The sequence below is a fragment of the Streptomyces sp. genome (genome assembly GCF_019510245.1).
In the GTDB taxonomy this organism is placed as follows: Bacteria; Actinomycetota; Actinomycetes; order Streptomycetales; family Streptomycetaceae; genus Streptomyces.
Genome location: NZ_JAEKKT010000116.1, coordinates 60,749 through 78,082 on the forward strand (window position 1 = coordinate 60,749; position 17,334 = coordinate 78,082).

Genomic DNA, 17,334 nt, shown 5'->3' on the forward strand with positions numbered 1-17,334 from the left:
CTGGGAGGCACGCGATGTCCGCCGCAGCCATCGAGCAGCCCTTCGACGACGAGCCGTTCTCGCTCACGGCCATCGCCGACGAGATCATGGAACGGCATCCGGGCTACCGAGTCGAGATCATCGGAGGTCACCTCCTCGTGACCCCATCACCGGATGCCCCTCACGCCCGTGCCCTGACCGGCCTGATGATCCCCTTCATCGCCGCAGGTCTGCACGGGGAGGAAACCGAGGTCCTGCAGAACGTCGGACTCTGGTTGTCCACCGGAGTCGAGGACTACGCGATCCCGGACCTCGCGATCGTGGACGCCGACATCGACGACCACCTCGTCGAGAACAACGCCTACGACCCGGTCTGCTTCCGTCTCGTCCTGGAGGTCACCTCCAGCAACTGGAAGGACGACCTGAAGACCAAGGCCGCCGCGTACGCCCAGGCCAAGGTGCCGGTCTACGTGATCGTCGACCGCAGGCACCAGCGCCTCCACGTGCTCACCGATCCCAGTGGGGAAAAGTACGAGCACCACCGCCCGTACTCGCCCGGCGAGACCGCCACGCTGCCCGCGTCGATCGGCGCCGAGGTCACCCTCGACGTCGACCAGATCCTCAAGGCCGCCCAGAAGAAGGCCGACTGACCGCGTCCGCCTCCCCGGCGGCGAGCCTCACGTCGTGCACCGGAGCCGCCCCTCCTGTCCCGGAGGGGCGGTGTCCGCGCTTGCTGGGATACCAGGACTCGAACCTGAACTAACGGAACCAGAAACCGTCGGGCTGCCAATTACCCCATATCCCATTCGCACCGAAGACCGCGGGAGCACGGTCAGCCGGGCGTCGCCCTGCCGCGTGTCGCTGTAGGGCGTTGCCCAACCTATCCGCGCTCCCCGCGGTGTGCCGTGAGGTGTGCGGGGTGTGTCGACCAGAGTTTTGCCCGTGCTCTCCTCCCGGACCCGCCGAGGGCTTCGGCCCCTCCTGCGCGTCGCCGGTCCTCGAAGCCTCCTGCCGCGCCGCAGGCGCCGACAGTGGCGGGGCGAGGTCCGCGCGGTCGTTCGGTGCCTTCGGACAGAAGCTCATCCTGCGGCGTCCGGGGCCGGTTCGCCGGTCACCGGAGCCGATCGGGGGATTCCTTGCGCCGATCGTCTCGCCCGATTGCGGGACCGCTCGGCGTGGCCATAACTTCGACATGTCGGAAATATTCCGAAAAGGTAAACAGCTTGCCTTATGTTTGCCTTCCAGTGGCATCGAACGGAGTCTTCATGTCGGTGATGACCGGTACCCCGCCTCTGCAGCAGTTCGGCCAGCAGTTCGCCGGGCCGCAGCAGCAGCTCGCGCAGGTCGTCCAGCAGTCCATCCAGCAGGCCTGCCAGCAGGCGAGCCAGCAGATCGCGCAGCGCATGCAGCAGACGCTGCAGCAGCTCCACCAGGTCCAGCAGCAGTTGCAGCAGCAGGGCATCGCCCACCACGCCCACCCCTACATGGCCGTCGCGCTGCACCACTCCCTGATGCAGGGCGTGCGCAGCGCCGTGGAGCAGTCCGTGCAGCAGGCGCTGCCGGCCGCGATCCTGACGCTGGTGCAGCAGAGCCAGCAGAGCCAGCAGAGCCAGCAGGGACAGCAGGGCCAGCAGGGCCAGCAGCAGTGGGGCGGCGGGTTCGGCCAGCAGTCGTTCGGTCAGCAGCCGTTCGGCCAGCAGTACCCGCAGCAGTACCAGCAGCCCGGCTTCGGCTTCGGCCCGATGGGTCAGCACTTCGGTATCGGCTGACGCAAGGCAGTGCCCAGTGCGGTGTGCCCGGGACCGGTTCCCGGGCACACCGCACAGCCACGGAAGGCACGAGCCGCCCGTCATACGGATCAGAAGCGCGGAAACCGACGTAGGCATGGTTAAGGTGGATGTAATGGTCAAGGACAGGCCCGGAAGCAAGCCCAGGAGCAGCCGCCAGAGCGAATCCGAGGGCGCGGGGGCCGGCGGGCCGGGCCCCGAGGAAAAATCGGCGCCACGCAAGAAGGGCGGACCGTCGCCGATCGCGGTACAGCCGCGCCGGTCCCGCTACATGGTGACCCCGCTGCCGCAGCAGCTGCTGCCCGTGGGAGTGCCCGAACTCGGCATGGACGCGGTGTGTGACCACCTGGAGCGGATGCCCGAGGTCACGGTGGTTCGCAGACTCACCCCGTCGGACAAGCTGCAGTCGGCGGGAGTGCAGCCCTCCTGCCCGGAACTCGTGGTCGTCGAGGCCGCCGAAGCCCAGGTACCGGCGATGCGGTCGCTGCATGTGCACATCGAGCCGGATCTGCCGCTGTCCACGGCCGTACCCGTCGCCATGCCGGCCGCGGGGTTGCTGCCGCTGCGCGACCCGGGGCTGGTCATGCCGCTGGAGAAGCCCCTGCAGGTCACGATCAGTGTCTGCCGTCCGGACGGCGAACCGCTTGCCGGTGCGGGGGTGTTCCTGATCGGGTCGGCATGGCCGAGCCAGGGCGTCACCGGCCCCGACGGGAGGGTCACCCTCACGCTGGCGACGGAGACCGCGCAGTCCGTGCAGGCACTGTACGTCCGGGCCGCGGGCGGCTACACGGACCGCTGGATCCAGCGCCCCGAACTCTCGGCGACGCAGGACAACCTGGTCACCCTCACCCCGCTCTCCAGGGTCTACCCGGAACTGGAACAGCGGCAGAGTTACGGCTGGGGCCAGCAGGCCATGCGGCTGGACCGGCTGCCACCCACGTTCCGTGCTTTCGGCACCAAGATCGCCGTCATCGGTACGGGCGTCGGCATCGACCACCCCGACCTGAAGCAACAGGTGCGCTCCGGCGCCGATTTCGTGCGCGGCACGAAGGAGGGCTGGGCCCGCGATCCGGTCGGCACCGGCACCCACGCGGCAGGCATCATCGTCGGGGCGGACACGGGCAAGGGCGTCATCGGCATCGCCGTCGACGCCGAACTCGAGGTCTGCGAGATCATGCCCGACGGTCACTTCAGCGACCTGATCGCAGCCCTGGACCACTGCGTCGAGCACGAGGTCGACATCGCCCACATCCAGGTGGCGACCCCGTACCCCTCGTCGCTGGTCTCCCGCAAACTCGCCGATGCCACCGCGGCGGGCATCGCCTGCATCGCTCCGGTCGGCGACAGCGGCGGACCGGTCTCCTTCCCCGCCTCCCTGCCCACCGTCTTCGGCGTGGGCGCCCTGGGAGCCTTCGGCACCTACCCGCCCGACACCTCCCAGGCCACCCACATCGGGCCGCAGTTGAGCCCGGAGGGGCTGTTCGCCGCTCCGTTCAGCTGCCACGGTCCCGGAGTGAACGCGGCCGCCCCCGGCGTCTCGGTCCTGTCCTGTTCCCCGGACGGCGGCTACACCGCCCTCGACGGCACCGGCACCGCGTCGGCCCACATCGCGGGCCTGGCCGCGCTCGTGCTGGCCCACCACGAGGACTTCCACGGCCAATTGCTGCCCCGGGGGCCGGGCCGCGTGCAGCACCTCTTCGGGATCCTCGCCGCCAGCTGCCGCCCGCTCGCCGCACCGGGAACACTGGACGCGGCCCGTACCGGGTGCGGCCTGCCCGACGCCCTTGCCGCCCTCGGCCTGGCCCACGGCCCCCAGCTCGGCCCGGCCCTGTCTCCCTTCGCCCCGTCCATGACCGGGTAGCTCCCTCTCCCGGCCCGTGACCCGGGTACTGCGGGTACTCCGGGCCAGGGCGAAAGCCTTCCGCTCGTCGTCATGCGGAGGGAGTGAGGTCATCAGGACCGGGACCCCACACCCCTCCGCTCGGCGAGTCGGCCGATCAGCGGCTCCATGGCGACCTGCCGGCGTACGCCCAGATGAACGCCCTCTGGGCGCAACCGGGTCGGCGTTCGGGTTCGACCACCTGAATCGGCCGTTCGTGAGGTGGTCGAGCGGAACGGGGGCCGCATCGGTCTTCTTCCTCGTCCTCGATGCCGGCCTGTTGGTGCTTGCGGCGACAGCCGCGGCGGGGATTCCTCGCGAAGGGCCGGATGACTGATCTCGCACCAGACCGGTCCGGGCCCCGGTCCACGCCCCAGCGATCGGTCAGCGCGTCGAGGACGGCCAGGCCGCGCCCCGATTCCTCCGTCGACGTGGCGGGGAGCAGGGCGGGCAGCGTCCGTGGACCGGAGTCGGTCACCTCGATCCGGGTACGGCCGTGCTCGTGCGTGCCCATGACCCGGACGGTGACCGGCGCTCCCTCGCCGACGTGCTCGATCACATTCGTCAGCAACTCCGTCGCGCACAGCCGGACATCGAAGGTGTGGTCGCGGAGCCGGTGACGCAGCTCCGGTGCCGCCTTCGGCGTGGCCGCTAGGTGAAGTTCGAGGTGCGTCGTCATCGTTCCGCCACCGCCGTCTTCCTGAGCGCGATGGCGAGCGCCCGTGCCGTCGCCGTGTTGCAGTTCCCGAGCGAGACGAGGCCGGCGGGCGGTGCGTACGTGCCCGCGAAGCTCGGCAGGTCGACGCGGAGGGACGGCAGCGTGATGCCGTGCTCGGGAAGGGCGGTGCGGAGGTCCTCGACGCAGAGGGTGACGTCGTAGGCAGTGGGGGAGGGGTCGGGCATGCGGTCGGGCTACCTTCTGTGCGGTGTGTGACGAATGCGTCACAGACTGTCGTCCCGCTCGCTACCGTGGAAGGGCATTCGCGTACGCGACGCGAACTGCGGAAATAGCACCATGAGTTACGGCGGTGAGCACGTGGCCCGACGCAAGGACATCGACGGCTCTTCGAGCGTCCCCGGCCTCTACGGCAAGGAGTTGAGGTGGAAGCGGGAGTCGGCGGGACTGTGCCTGGAGAAGCTCGTCGAGGGCAGCTTCTACGGCAAGTCGCATCTGAGCGACATCGAACGTGGCGAACGCCGGATGCCGTTGGAACTGGCCCGGCACGTGGATCGGGTGCTGGGGACGGACGGGTACTTCGAGCGGCATTGCGAGGATGTGCGGAGGGCGAGGCGGGGCCCGCATGCGTCGTACTTCGAGAAGGCGCTGGAGGCGGAAAGGCATGCGGACTCTATCGAGTTGTGGTCCCCCAGCATCTTCCCCGGGCTGCTTCAGACCGCCTCGTACGCGCGGGCCCTGGTCTGGTCGGCTCACCCGGCTGCGGTCGACGACTGGGTCGATGAGAAGGTGCAGGCCCGTCTCGCCCGGGCCCGGCTGTTCGAGGAGGACCACGCCACTCCGGAATACTGGGCGATCCTGCACGAGTCGCTGATCACTGATGCGATCCTGCCGCCGCAGGAGATGGCCGAACAACTGGGTCGCGTAGCGGAGTTGGCCGGGCGCCGCCGGATCGTTCCGCAGATCGTCCCGCGGAAGACCGGGGCGTATCCCTTGATGGCTGCCTCCATCATGGTCATGACCTTCCCCGAGGCGCCGCCACTCGTCTACACGGAGGCGTCCTACAGCGGGGACACCATCGACGATCCGGCCCTCGTGAAGCAGTACCGCAAGGCATACGATCGGCTCAGGGCCGTCGCACTGTCACCGGAGACGTCCCTGGCCATGATCGAGGCAGCGGCGGGGAATATCGAAATGGCAAGCAGCCGGATCGACTTGAGTGACGCGCTCTGGTTCAAGAGCAGCTACAGCAACGGTGACGGCGGGGAATGCGTAGAGGTCGCCCGCGACTTCCCCAGCGCCGCCCTCTGGCGCAGGTCCAGCTACAGCAACGGCGACGGCGGGAACTGCGCAGAAGTCGCCGACAACATCCCCGGCCTCGTCCCCGTCCGCGACTCCAAGGCCCCCCAAGGTCCCGTCCTCCTGCTGGCGTCTGCTGCCTGGGCCCCTTTCATCGCCTCCCTCATCCCGCCGCAGCACGAAGGGGCGTGAGGTCTCCGACGACCCCACGCCCCTCAGTCGGCCGAGCCGCGCAGCGGGTCAGTGCTTGCGGTGTGCCTTCGCCGGCTTGTACGACGCGACGTAGCCGTTCGCCGGGGTGCCGACGCCCGTGACGTCGTCATAGCCCTTGACCGCGGACAGGGAGCTGTCCTTGCCGAGGCTGCGGACCGAGGTCAGCAAGCCGTCGGTGGCGTCGTAGCCGTTGGCGAAGTCGACGCGGGCGACCGCGAGGTCCTTGCCGGTCGGCTCGTCCGTGACGTCGTGGTAGACCTTCGTGCCGTACCTGGAGTAGATAAGCGGGTTGGCGAAACCGAGCGCCTTGCCGCCGCGCGCCTCCTGGGCGAGAGCCTGGACCGCCGCGATCACCGGCGCGGCCAGCGAGGTGCCGCCGATGCGGTACTCGCTGTACGCCTCGGTGCCGTCCGCCTGGGTCTGCGTCTGGCCGACCTTGAAGCCCGTGTTGGGGTCCGCGATCGCCGAGATGTCGGGGACGACCCGGTTGCCGGCGGCGCTGTTGGACGTGGCCAGCGCCTTCGGGACGACGTTCTTCTGGTAGTACGGCTCGCCGACCGTCTTGCTGGTGCCGCCGCCCGCGCCCGAGGTGAACGCGCCCGGGAAGTTGGTCCAGCTCTTGCCGTCGGCCGACAACGAGGCCTTCTCGGTGCCCCAGCCGGTCTCCCACAAATACTTGTCGCCCTTGCCGACGGCGAGGGAGGTACCGCCGACTGCCGTCACCCAGGCGGAGTTTGCGGGCGCCTCGACCTGCTTCGTCCCGGTCTTGGCGACCTCGTCACCGTCGTCGCCGGAGGAGAAATAAAAACCGATACCTTGCACCGCGCCGAGTTGGAAGACCTGGTCGTAGGCCGCCACCAGAGACGGAGTTTCGTCATTCTCCACCTCTGCCCACGAGTTGGAGACGATGTCGGCCAGGTGGTTGTCGACGACCTTGCCGAGCGCGTCGAGGAAGTCGTCGTCATTGCAGGACGCGGCACCCACGTAGGTGACGTCGGCGTCCGGCGCGACCGCGTGCACGGCCTCGACGTCCAGGGTCTCCTCGCCGTACCAGCCGGCGGCCTGGCACTCCTCGGTCTTGGTGTAGGCATCCGGCAGCACCTGGTGCAGCTGGCTGGTCTTCCAGGCCTGGTCGCCGTTGGTCTTGGCGTAGGTGCCGGCGTCGAAGGCGATGGTCGGCGAGGCGTACGCGTCGGTGATGGCGACGCGCACGTGCTTGCCGGTGTACTTGCCGGCGCCGTAGGCGGCCCGCAACTGCTTGCCGGTGTAGCCCTCGACGGCGTACGGGATCTTCGTGCCGTACGCGTCCGGCAGCGTGGTCGCGATGTTCGAGCCGTAGTACGAGGAGAACGGCCCGGAGTTCTTGAACACGGAGTCCGGCGGCGGCAGCGTGTCGTCGTGGCTCGCCTTGTGCGGCGCGCTGTCCAGGCCGGTGACGGTCAGGACGGCGGCGCTGACGGAGGCCGGCACCGAGGCGGTCTTCGCGGGGGCGCGGTAGGTCTTGGAGCCCTTGGCGTAGTTGTGCAGCTGCGTGCCGAACGCCTGCTCGGCGGCGGACACGTCGCCGGTGACGGCGATGTAGTGCTGGGTGACCTCGGTGACCGTCAGGCCGGACGCGGTCAGCCAGGACTTGACGGCCTTCACCTGGGCCTTGGTGGCGCCGTAGCGGGCCTGGACCTGCTTGGCGCTGAGGTACTTGCCGTAGAGCGGCGAGCTGGGGTCGGACACCGCCTTCGCGTAGGCCGCGAGGCCCTTGGCGTCCTGGCCGGCCAGGTAGACCCGGGCCTTGACCTGCGCGCTGTCCGAGGTGGCGCCCTTGTCCGCCTTGGCCGTGGCCCAGGTGGGCTTGGTGCCCTTCAGGCTGTCACGGGCCGGGTTGTCCGCGGCGTGCGCCGCGGGTATGCCGAGTGCGAGCGCGCCGGCGATCATCGGCAGTGTCGCTGCCATGCTCACGCTGGCCCGCACCTTGGCACGGTTGGATCTCATACTGCCCCCTGCTATGCGGTTCGACGCATGGAGTGGTCGGTCGTCCGTGGTCACCAGGAGGCCTGCGGCGGAACGGCCCGTGAATGGATCACACGGTGGACGTCACTCTTTCGGTGAACTGTTCATGCCAGGGGAATGAGAAACCCAAGGAAGTCCCAAGTGGGCGTTGATTAGGGGCTTTTGGTCCACTTTCGACAGCGCGCGGAGCATTACAGATCGGTTGCGATTGTTGTTGAATGCTTGCGGTACCGTTAAGTCGACAAATCTCCGGTCTTGTCAGGCGCGTTGGGGGCCGTTCAGTCGCGCGGCTTCGCGCCCCGCTCCTTCAGCATCTGCTTCATCGTCGTCAGTTCCGACTGCTGCGCGTCCACCATGCCCTGGGCGAGGCTCTTCTCCACCGCGACGGTGCACTTGGCCACGCACCCCTCGGCCATGTGGATGCCGCCCTTGTGATGGTCCGTCATCAGCTGGAGGTAGAAGATCTCCGCCTGCCTGCCGTTCAGGGTCCCCAGCTTCTTCAGCTCGGTGTCGGTGGCCATGCCCGGCATCAGCGAACCGTCGCCGCGCTCGGGCATGTCGCCCATGCCCATCCAGGACATCGGCGGCTTCGCCGACACCTTCGGCAGGTCCCACAGGTCCAGCCAGCCCAGCAGCATGCCGCGCTGGTTGGCCTGCGTCTGCGCGATGTCGTAGGCGAGCCGCCGTACTTCCGTGTTCTTCGTGCGGTCGCGGACGATGTACGACATCTCCACGGCCTGCTGGTGGTGGACCGCCATGTCCCGCGCGAACCCCGCGTCCGCCCCGTCCGCGCTCGGGACCTTCAGGCCGCCGCCACCGCCGTCGCCGTCCTCGGCGACCGCGTAGGTGATCGCGCCGGCGGCGACGAGCGCCGCCGCGGTGGTCCCGGCGATCCAGCCGATGTGCTTCTTCACGTCACATCGTCCCGCCCGTGCAGGAGGCCCCCGGCTCCGGCGTCTGCTTGCCCTGCACGTACGTCTGGAAGAACTTGCCGACCTTCGGGTCGTCCGCGCTCGTCACGCTCAGCTGGTGACCCCACGCCGACAGCTCGATCGGCGAGGTCTGGTCCGCGTACGGGCTCATCAGCGAGTACGGCGTCTGCTTCACCTTCGCCGCCAGCTTGTCCACGTCGGCCTTGCTCGCCTTGTCGGTGTACGTCACCCAGACCGCGCCGTGTTCGAGGGCGTGCACGGCGTTCTCGTCCTTCACGACCTTGGTGTAGACGTTCCCGTTGCAGTTGAGCCACACCGGGTTGTGGTTGCCGCCGACCGGCGGGTGCATCGGGTACTGCACGGTCCCCGTGACGTGGGTGCGGGACAGCTTGCCCGTCCAGGTCCGCACGCCGTCGCTGCCGGTGACGAAGTGGCCGGAGTCCCCGGAGCCGCCCTTGGCGTCGCTCGCGCTGTCGTTCTTGCCCGACTGCGAGTTGACGAGCACCACGCCGCCGACGACGAGACCGGCCACGACCACCGCGCTCGCGGCGATGGTGAGGATCCGGTTGCGGCGCTCGCGGGCACGCTCCGCCCGCCGCATCTCCTCTATGCGCGCCTTGCGCTCGGCGTTGCTGCTCTTCTTCGCGGAACCCATGGGATGTGTCCTTCTGGGGGAAAGGGACGTGGACGGTGGGGCTCGCTGATCGTAATGGGGAGGAGGGCCGGCCGTAGGCGGGGCACAGGAAAGTCCCGTAAAGACCCGGGATCCGACAGGAAACCGATAATTTGAATGATGGATGCGTATTACCTACGCTGGCCGGTATGCGGCTGCTGCGCTCCACCGACCTGGCTCTGCGCCTCCTGATGCGGCTCGCCGTCGCGGGCGACGCCAGCCCCACGACCCGCGAGGTCGCCGGTGACATGGACGTGCCGTACACGCACGCCGCCAAGGTCGTCGCCGAACTGCAGCACATGGGGCTCGTCGACGCCCGGCGCGGCCGGGGCGGCGGACTGACGCTGACCGGGAAGGGCCGCAGCGCTTCGGTGGGGGCGCTGGTGCGCACCTTCGAGGGCGAAGGGGACGTGGTGGACTGCGAGGGCGCCACCCCGTGCCCCCTCAACTCCGGCTGCCGCCTGCGGGGTGCCCTGCGCCGGGCCCAGGAGGCGTTCTTCGCGGCGCTGGACCCGGTGACGGTGGCGGACCTGGTGGCGGAGCCGACAGGGCCGTTGCTGCTCGGCATCTCCGGAAGGCCGGGGGCGGTTTAGCGCCCGTCGCGCGCACGAAGGCGACAACCAAGCGCGGGCCATGACTTGCCCTTCGTAAGTACCGCCGTGTTCAAACATTCAACAAAGGGATCTCCGCGACCGACAAAGGGCTCTACCCGCATAGATGACCCCGGTGCTGTCATGCTCACGACCGCCCGGAACTTCTGCCGGGCACCCCACCGGGAGATCCCCCATGCCCCGAATATCCCGCTCCCTGGTCACCGCCCTGTCCTCCCTCGCCCTGGCCGCCGGCGGCCTCACGGTCGCCGCCGGCACCGCGCACGCGCAGAGCTGCAGCCAGGACTACCTCCCGCTCCCCGACCCCAGCTGCCAGCCCGGCGACTTCAACCCGGACGTCACCCAGTCGACCATCGGCTCCACCATCTGCGTCTCCGGGTGGACCGCGACCGTCCGGCCGTCCAGTTCCTACACCACCGCGCTGAAGAAGCAGCAGATCGTCGAGTACGGCTACACGGACACCAGCACCTCGGACTACGAGGAGGACCACTTCGTCCCCCTCGAACTCGGCGGTGCCCCCAAGAGTGAGCTCAACCTCTGGCCCGAGCCGGAGTACGGCACCAAGACCGCCGCCAACAAGGACACCGTCGAGAACAAGCTCAAGAAGGCCGTCTGCGCCGGCACCGTCAGTCTCACCGACGCCCAGGACGCGATCGTCACGGACTGGACGACCGCGCTCTCGAGTCTCGGCCTGAGCTGATTCCGTCCGCCCGACGAGGGGGCCGGCCGACTCCTCCTGGAGTGGCCGGCCCTTTCGGCTCCCGTCGCGGGGATCAGGCCGCGGCCGCCGCCAGCCACAGGTCCGGCCCGAACACCTCGTAGTGGATGTCGGCCGGCGGGACGCCCTTGGCGAGCAGCTGGGTGCGCACCGCGCGCATGAAGGGGAGCGGGCCGCACAGGTACGCACGCGTGCCGGGTGCGACGTCGACACCGGTGAGGTCCACCAGGCCGGTTCGGCTGCCCGGCTCCGCGTCCCGCTCGTAGAAGAAGTGCGCGGAGGTGTCCGGGAGCTTGGCCGCGTAGGCCGTGTGGTCGGTGCGCAGGGCGTGGTCGGCGGGGGAGCGGTCGCCGTGCACGACGGTCACGGGGGCGCGGTGGCCGTCGGCCGCGAGTGCGGCGAGCATCGACACCATCGGGGTGACGCCGATGCCGGCGGAGGCGAGGAGGAGGGGCCGGTCGGTGGCGCCGCCCAGGACGAGGTCGCCGTACGGCTCGGACAGCTCCAGGACGTCCCCTTCGCGCACGCGCGCGTGCAGGTGGTTGGAGACCTCGCCCTCGGGTGCCGTGCCGCGGGGGTCGCCGGGCACGCGCTTGACGCTGAACTGGCGGACCGACTCGCCCGGCGCGCCGGACAGGCTGTACTGGCGTATCTGGCGGGCGCCGTCCGGGAGGGTGACGCCCACGGAGACGTACTGCCCGGCCCGGAAGCCGCGCACCGGGCCGCCGTCGGCGGGCCGCACCCGGAAGGTCACGACGTCGGGGGTCTCCGCCACCCGTCCGACGACCTCCCAGGGCCGGAAGCCGGTGGCCCCGCTCTCCTCGTACAGCCGCTTCTCGATGGCGGTCAGCGCGTTGGCCATCAGCCAGTAGACCTCGTCCCAGGCCGCCGCGACCTCGGGGGTGACGGCCTCGCCCAGCACCTCGACGATGGCGGCGAACAGGTGCTCGTGGACGACCGCGTACTGCTCGGGGGCGACCCCGAGGGAGGCGTGCTTGTGGGCGATGCGGCCCAGCATCGCGTCGGGTCGCCGGTCCGGGTGGTCCAGCAGGTGGGTGGCGAAGGCGGCGATGGAGCCGGCGAGGGCCTGCCGCTGGGTGCCGGCGGCCTGGTTGCCGCGGTTGAAGAGGTTCCGCAGCAGTTCGGGGTGGGCGGCGAAGAGGCGGGCGTAGAAGCGCTCGGTGATCTCTCCGATGGCCGCGCCCACGGCGGGGAGGGTGGCGCGGACGGTGGCGGCGGACGGCTCGGACAGCATCGGGGCTCCTTGTGGCTCGCCGAACGGCTGGACGCCTCGACGCTATTAAAACTTGCATATGAGATTCAAATTTAAGACCCGTGGTGTCGGTCACTCCGGGTCCGGGCCGGCCATTACGGATGCCGCTGCGAGCAGGCAAGATGGGCGGCAGGGCAGGACACCTGCCGTACGAGAGCCGTTCAGGCCGAGGTCGCTCGGGCGATCAAGGTGCGCAACGCGCGTGAAATGCTGTTGTGGTGTGATGCTCAGGTGCCCGACCGCCTCCTGCGGGACAGGAAGACAGGCGGCCTGACCAGCAAGGATGGGGAAGCGGAAGATGGACAAGCAGCAGGAGTTCGTACTCCGGACCTTGGAGGAGCGCGACATCCGGTTCGTACGCCTGTGGTTCACGGACGTGCTGGGCTTCCTCAAGTCCGTCGCCGTGGCCCCGGCCGAGCTTGAACAGGCCTTCGACGAGGGCATCGGCTTCGACGGCTCCGCCATCGAGGGCTTCGCCCGCGTCTATGAGTCCGACATGATCGCCAAGCCGGACCCGTCCACCTTCCAGGTCCTCCCGTGGCGCGCGGAGACCCCCGGCACGGCCCGCATGTTCTGCGACATCCTCATGCCGGACGGCTCCCCGTCCTTCGCGGACCCGCGGTACGTCCTGAAGCGCGCCCTCGCCCGCACCTCCGACCTCGGCTTCACCTTCTACACCCACCCCGAGATCGAGTTCTTCCTCCTGAAGGACCGCCCGCTGGACGGCTCCCGCCCCACCCCGGCCGACAACTCGGGCTACTTCGACCACACGCCCACCAACGTCGGCATGGACTTCCGCCGCCAGGCGATCACCATGCTGGAGTCGATGGGCATCTCGGTCGAGTTCTCCCACCACGAGGGCGCCCCCGGCCAGCAGGAGATCGACCTGCGCTACGCCGACGCGCTCTCCACGGCCGACAACATCATGACGTTCCGGCTGGTCATGAAGCAGGTGGCGCTGGAGCAGGGGGTGCAGGCGACCTTCATGCCGAAGCCGTTCTCCGAGCACCCCGGCTCCGGCATGCACACCCACCTCTCCCTCTTCGAGGGCGACCGCAACGCGTTCTACGAGTCGGGCGCGGAGTTCCAGCTCTCCAAGGTCGGCCGCTCCTTCATCGCGGGCCTGCTCAAGCACGCCGCCGAGATCTCCGCGGTCACCAACCAGTGGGTGAACTCCTACAAGCGGATCTGGGGCGGCTCCGAGCGCACGGCCGGCGCGGGCGGCGAGGCCCCGTCCTACATCTGCTGGGGCCACAACAACCGCAGCGCCCTCGTCCGCGTCCCGATGTACAAGCCCGGCAAGACCGGCTCGGCACGCGTCGAGGTCCGCTCCATCGACTCCGGCGCCAACCCGTACCTGGCCTACGCCGTCCTGCTGGCCGCCGGCCTCAAGGGCATCGAGGAGGGCTACGAGCTCCCGCCGGGCGCCGAGGACGACGTCTGGGCCCTCTCCAACGCCGAGCGCCGCGCCATGGGCATCGAGCCGCTCCCGCAGAACCTCGGCGAGGCCCTCACCCTGATGGAGAACAGCGACCTGGTCGCCGACACCCTCGGCGAACACGTCTTCGACTTCTTCCTGCGCAACAAGCGGCAGGAGTGGGAGGAGTACCGCTCCGAGGTGACCGCGTTCGAGCTGCGGAAGAACCTGCCGGTGCTGTAGGGCGAGTGGCCGGCGCGTAGGCGCGGGTCGGGGGTTGCGCGCTCGTCGGGACGCTGTCAGGGCGCCGTGCGGTCGCGCTGGAGGACGACCATGGCCATGTCGTCGTTCAGCCGGCCGCCGGTGTACGCCCGGACGTCTGCGGCGAGCTGCTCGACGAGCGGGTCCGGCGCCTGGTCCGCCCAGGCCGTGGCGCGCTCGGCCAGCGGATAGAAGTCGCCGTCCGCGTTCCGGGCCTCGGTGACGCCGTCCGTGTACAGGACCAGCCTGTGGCCGTACTCGAACGGGAACGTCGCCGGCGTGTAGCAGCAGCCGGCACACTGCGCGCCGTCCACGCTGGCGGGCCGGACGCCGAGGCCGAGCGGCGGCGACGGCTCGGGGACCGTCAGCGCCAGCGCCGACCTGGTGCGGCCGCGCAGCAGGAGCGGCGGCGGGTGCCCGCAGCTGACCAGGTGCACCACCGGCTCGTCGTCCGGGATGTCCATGACGGCGGCGGTCACGAAGCGCTCGGCGGCGTCCTCGTCCGGCTCCGCGAACTCGGAGAGTCCCCAGCGGACGGCGTCCTCGATGTAGGCGACCAGTTCCGGCAGCGGGATCCGGCGGTGTGCGGCGGCGCGGAAGGCGCCCAGCACGATCGCCGTGTCGCTGATCGAGGGGAGTCCCTTGCCCCGCACGTCCCCGATGAGCAGCCGCGTGCAGCCGGGGATCCGGGCGGCGGCGTACAGGTCGCCGCCGACGGTCGTGTCCGCTTCGGCGCTGCGGTAGTGCGAGGCGAGCGTGACGGGTCCGGCCCGCTTCGGCAGCGGCCGCAGTACGACCCGCTGTGCGGCGTCGGACACCGAGCGCGCCCGGACGAGTTCCCGCTCCCGGCGGTCCCGCAGCCGGGTGAAGAGGACGAGGAAGACGCAGACGGCGAGGAGGGCGGCGAGTTCGACGAGAACGCTCTCGGTGAGCAGGGTCCGCCGTTCCAGGCCGGCGCAGACCAGTGCGAGGACCGCCAGCGCCCCGATCAGCGCGGTGGCGCGCGGCCCGCTGCCGACCGCGGTGACCGCCACGGCGACGACCAGGAGGTGGGCGAGGTGGATGTCCGGCGGCAGGAACCAGTCGGTCACCGGGATCGCGACGACCAGCAGGAGCGGTCCGGCGAGGCGCAGCGACTCCGGCGCGTATCGGCGCCAGGCTCGCAGGGTCTCGACCACGGACGTCGCGGTCGTGGCAGCGCTCACGTCGTGCTCCGGTGCTCGTCTGCTCGTTCTCTCGTCGCTGCCATCACCAACACATGGCGACATGTCCGCCATTCCCGTGACATTGGGCCGGGCATTCCCGTGATATCGGGCCGAGTCAGTCCACGTACGCCGGTGACACCGCCGAGACGCTGATCCGCCGCGCCTTCCCGGTGCCGTCCGCCGGGATCTGGTACAGGTCCGCCCCGTAGTCGCCCGGCAGGGCGTAGACGACGGTGCGCGCGTCCTTCCACACCGCCTGGTCGTCGACGCTGCGGGTCTCCGCGAGCGGGGTCTCGCGCATCGTCCGCAGGTCGAGGACGTAGAGCCGCCAGGGCGCGTCCTTCGGCAGGCCCTTCACCCGCTTCTTGTACGCGATGCGGGTGCCGTCGGGGGAGAGGGAGGGGCATTCCACGTTCGGGTGGAGGGTGGTGACCGTGCGGGCGCGCAGGTCGCCCCGGACCAGGTAGGTCGAGCCCTTCGTCGCCAGGGTCGCGTAGAAGGTGTTGTCGTCGGACGCGAACGTCACGCCCCAGAAGTTGACGTCCGCGGACCGGTAGGGACGGCCGTCCCTGACGATGCGGAACTCCTCCAGGGTGGGGATCAGGGCGCCGGTGCGGGTGTCGGCGATCGCCGTGCGGGTCGAGAAGTCCGTCCCCGCGTACGAGTCGCCGCCCACGAACGCCGTCCAGGCCGCGTAGTGGCCGGTGGGGGAGACACGGGCGCGGGACGGGATGCCCGGGACGTCGTAGTGGGCCCGCTCCTTCAGGTGCGCGTCCAGGATCAGGGCCCGGTACGTGTCCGAGACCGGGCCGTGGACCGCCTGGAGGCAGACGCCGGTGCCCGCGGCGGCGTAGAAGCGGAGGCATTTCACACCGGAGGCGGTGCGGGGGCCGGAGGGGGCGGCGGCGGGGACCGTGGTCAGCTCGTCGCGGTGCGGGCCCCAGGCCATGTTGCGGAAGACCATGCGGCCGCGGGCCGTGAGGGTCACCGTGCCCGGGGTGACCTTCGGGCCGCCCGCCCGGGTGTGGTCGCGGCGCTCCGCCCGGGCGGAGGCGTGCAGGACGGAGGCCAGGGCCACGGCCGCCAGGACCGCGAGCGCCGAGAGCAGGATCAGGAGGCGGGAGCGGAGGGTCATGAGGGGGCCTTCCGGAAGGGGCGCAGGGTGAGGGCGTACGCCGCGCACACCGCCAGGACCACCGCCGACACGCTCAGCGCCGTACGGTCGCCCCACAGCGTCCACGCCGCACCGAACCCCAGTGAGCAGGCGAACCGTGCCCCCGCCTGGCCGGTCTGGACGAGCGCCAGGCCGGACGAGCGCAGCGCCTCGGGGACGCTGTCGGAGGCGGCCGCCATCAGGACGCCGTCGGTCGCCGCGTAGAACGTGCCGTGCAGGGCCAGCACCGCGTAGGGCAGGGCCGTGCCGTGCCAGGACGTGAGCAGCAGGGCGTAGGCCAGGAGCAGGGCGCCGTGGCCGGCCAGGAAGACGCGCCAGCGGCCCCAGTGGTCGGCCAGGCGGCCCAGCGGGACGGCCAGCAGGAGGAACGCGGCGGCGGTGCCGAGGGGCAGGAGGGCGAACCAGCGGTCCGGGACGCCGAGCCGGCGTTGCAGCAGCAGGTAGACGAAGGAGTCGCTCACCGTCGCCAGACCGAGGAGCAGGGCGCAGACGGTGATGCGGCGCAGGTCGCGGTGGGACAGGAGGCCGAGTGCCGCGCGCAGGGTGGGTCGTGCGGCGGGATCCGCCGTCCCGGTACGGCCGCCGCCCGGTACGAACAGGACCAGGATCAGCACGCCCAGCACCGCCACGCAGGAGCTCACCGTGAAGACCGCGTCGTAGCCGTCCACGGTCGCCCGCAGGATGAGGAACGCGGCCAGCGGGCCGAGCAGGGCGCCCGCCGTGTCCATGGCGCGGTGCACGCCGAAGGCGCGGCCCCGGGTCTCCGGGGTGCTGGAGAGCGAGATCAGGGCGTCCCGGGGAGCCGTGCGCAGGCCCTTGCCGGTGCGGTCGGCCGCCAGGACCAGGCCGATGGGGGTGAGGGTGTGGGCGATCAGCAGCAGGGGTTTGCAGAGGGCCGAGAGGGCGTAGCCCGCGCCCGCCACCCACTTGTGGCGGCCGCCGCCCCGGTCGGCCAGGTGGCCGCCGGCCAGGCGTACGACCGCCGAGAAGCCGTTGTAGACGCCGTCGAGGAGGCCGAAGCCGAGCGGGGACAGGCCGAGGCCCGCCACCAGGTACAGCGGGAGGACCGCCGTGACCATCTCGGAGGACACGTCCGTGACCAGGCTGACCGTGCCGAGGGCGAGGACGGTGGGCGCGACCGTGGAGCGGTACCGCCCGGCCCGCGGGGGCCGGGCGGTACCTTCCACGGACGCCGTCGCCGGAGTGCTCGCGCGGCTGTCCGCTACGTACACG

General features: G+C 70.4%; 16 protein-coding genes, 1 tRNA gene and 1 pseudogene. 8 read left to right on the forward strand and 10 right to left on the reverse strand.

The window, feature by feature from the left end:
* Window positions 1–14: 14 nt before the first annotated feature.
* Window positions 15–629 carry a Uma2 family endonuclease gene (locus JF597_RS08170; protein ID WP_293991112.1) on the forward strand — a complete coding sequence of 205 codons (615 nt, stop codon included), beginning with the start codon at window positions 15–17 and terminating at the stop codon, window positions 627–629.
* Between the two features lie 83 nt (window positions 630–712).
* On the opposite strand, the gene JF597_RS08175 is transcribed toward JF597_RS08170, so the two are convergent.
* Window positions 713–784 (reverse strand) — tRNA-Gln (locus JF597_RS08175).
* Between the two features lie 460 nt (window positions 785–1,244).
* Between JF597_RS08175 and JF597_RS08180 the strand changes: the two genes are divergently transcribed.
* Both JF597_RS08180 and JF597_RS08185 read left to right on the forward strand, forming a co-directional pair.
* Window positions 1,245–1,748, forward strand: a complete 504-nt coding sequence (locus JF597_RS08180; RefSeq protein ID WP_293991114.1) for a hypothetical protein — start codon at window positions 1,245–1,247, stop codon at window positions 1,746–1,748.
* Window positions 1,749–1,881: 133 nt separating this feature from the next.
* Window positions 1,882–3,627 carry a S8 family serine peptidase gene (locus tag JF597_RS08185; protein ID WP_293991116.1) on the forward strand — a complete coding sequence of 582 codons (1,746 nt, stop codon included), beginning with the start codon at window positions 1,882–1,884 and terminating at the stop codon, window positions 3,625–3,627.
* 136 nt (window positions 3,628–3,763) lie between these two features.
* Here the strand turns inward: JF597_RS08185 and JF597_RS08190 are convergent, their stop codons facing one another.
* Entirely contained in the window at window positions 3,764–4,324 is a 561-nt protein-coding gene (locus JF597_RS08190; protein ID WP_293991118.1) for an ATP-binding protein, read from the reverse strand.
* Window positions 4,321–4,548, reverse strand: a complete 228-nt coding sequence (locus JF597_RS08195; protein ID WP_293991120.1) for a hypothetical protein — start codon at window positions 4,546–4,548, stop codon at window positions 4,321–4,323. Before JF597_RS08195 ends, JF597_RS08190 begins: the two co-directional genes overlap by 4 nt.
* Window positions 4,549–4,681: 133 nt before the next feature.
* Between JF597_RS08195 and JF597_RS08200 the strand changes: the two are divergent.
* Both JF597_RS08200 and JF597_RS08205 read left to right on the forward strand, forming a co-directional pair.
* Window positions 4,682–5,544 (forward strand): annotated as a pseudogene (locus JF597_RS08200) (helix-turn-helix transcriptional regulator).
* Entirely contained in the window at window positions 5,516–5,812 is a 297-nt protein-coding gene (locus tag JF597_RS08205) for a DUF397 domain-containing protein (RefSeq protein ID WP_293991122.1), read from the forward strand. The pseudogene JF597_RS08200 and the gene JF597_RS08205 overlap by 29 nt, the downstream one beginning before the upstream one ends.
* Window positions 5,813–5,860: 48 nt before the next feature.
* Here the strand turns inward: JF597_RS08205 and JF597_RS08210 are convergent, their stop codons facing one another.
* The 3 genes from JF597_RS08210 to JF597_RS08220 form a co-directional block, all read right to left on the reverse strand.
* Window positions 5,861–7,780 (reverse strand): S53 family peptidase, encoded by a 1,920-nt coding sequence (locus JF597_RS08210; RefSeq protein ID WP_293991234.1) that lies wholly within the window; start codon window positions 7,778–7,780, stop codon window positions 5,861–5,863.
* 335 nt (window positions 7,781–8,115) lie between these two features.
* Window positions 8,116–8,751: a DUF305 domain-containing protein gene (locus JF597_RS08215; RefSeq protein WP_293991124.1), complete on the reverse strand. Its 636-nt coding sequence runs from the start codon at window positions 8,749–8,751 to the stop codon at window positions 8,116–8,118.
* A 1-nt stretch (window position 8,752) separates the two neighbouring features.
* On the reverse strand, window positions 8,753–9,424 hold the full coding sequence (locus JF597_RS08220; protein WP_293991126.1) for a DUF3105 domain-containing protein: 672 nt from the start codon (window positions 9,422–9,424) through the stop codon (window positions 8,753–8,755).
* Window positions 9,425–9,591: 167 nt separating this feature from the next.
* Between JF597_RS08220 and JF597_RS08225 the strand changes: the two genes are divergently transcribed.
* Both JF597_RS08225 and JF597_RS08230 read left to right on the forward strand, forming a co-directional pair.
* Complete coding sequence (locus JF597_RS08225) at window positions 9,592–10,035, forward strand: Rrf2 family transcriptional regulator (protein ID WP_293991128.1); 444 nt, start codon at window positions 9,592–9,594, stop codon at window positions 10,033–10,035.
* Between the two features lie 193 nt (window positions 10,036–10,228).
* Window positions 10,229–10,753, forward strand: coding sequence for a hypothetical protein (locus JF597_RS08230; RefSeq protein WP_293991130.1), 525 nt, complete (start codon window positions 10,229–10,231; stop codon window positions 10,751–10,753).
* Between the two features lie 73 nt (window positions 10,754–10,826).
* On the opposite strand, the gene JF597_RS08235 is transcribed toward JF597_RS08230, so the two are convergent.
* A complete protein-coding gene (locus JF597_RS08235) occupies window positions 10,827–12,026 on the reverse strand; it encodes a globin domain-containing protein (protein WP_293991132.1) in 1,200 nt (399 codons plus the stop codon).
* 316 nt (window positions 12,027–12,342) lie between these two features.
* Between JF597_RS08235 and glnA the strand changes: the two genes are divergently transcribed.
* The gene (gene glnA, locus JF597_RS08240) at window positions 12,343–13,704 is read left to right on the forward strand and encodes a type I glutamate--ammonia ligase (RefSeq protein WP_093503759.1); all 1,362 of its coding nucleotides are present in this window, start codon (window positions 12,343–12,345) and stop codon (window positions 13,702–13,704) included.
* A 56-nt stretch (window positions 13,705–13,760) separates the two neighbouring features.
* Here glnA and JF597_RS08245 read toward each other — a convergent pair whose 3' ends face one another.
* The 3 genes from JF597_RS08245 to JF597_RS08255 all read right to left on the reverse strand — a co-directional run bounded on the left by JF597_RS08245 (window position 13,761) and on the right by JF597_RS08255 (window position 17,333).
* Complete coding sequence (locus tag JF597_RS08245) at window positions 13,761–14,927, reverse strand: PP2C family protein-serine/threonine phosphatase (protein ID WP_293991137.1); 1,167 nt, start codon at window positions 14,925–14,927, stop codon at window positions 13,761–13,763.
* Between the two features lie 115 nt (window positions 14,928–15,042).
* Window positions 15,043–16,062 (reverse strand): TolB-like translocation protein, encoded by a 1,020-nt coding sequence (locus tag JF597_RS08250; RefSeq protein ID WP_293991139.1) that lies wholly within the window; start codon window positions 16,060–16,062, stop codon window positions 15,043–15,045.
* The gene (locus JF597_RS08255) at window positions 16,059–17,333 is read right to left on the reverse strand and encodes an MFS transporter (protein WP_293991142.1); all 1,275 of its coding nucleotides are present in this window, start codon (window positions 17,331–17,333) and stop codon (window positions 16,059–16,061) included. Before JF597_RS08255 ends, JF597_RS08250 begins: the two co-directional genes overlap by 4 nt.
* Window position 17,334: the final 1 nt, after the last annotated feature.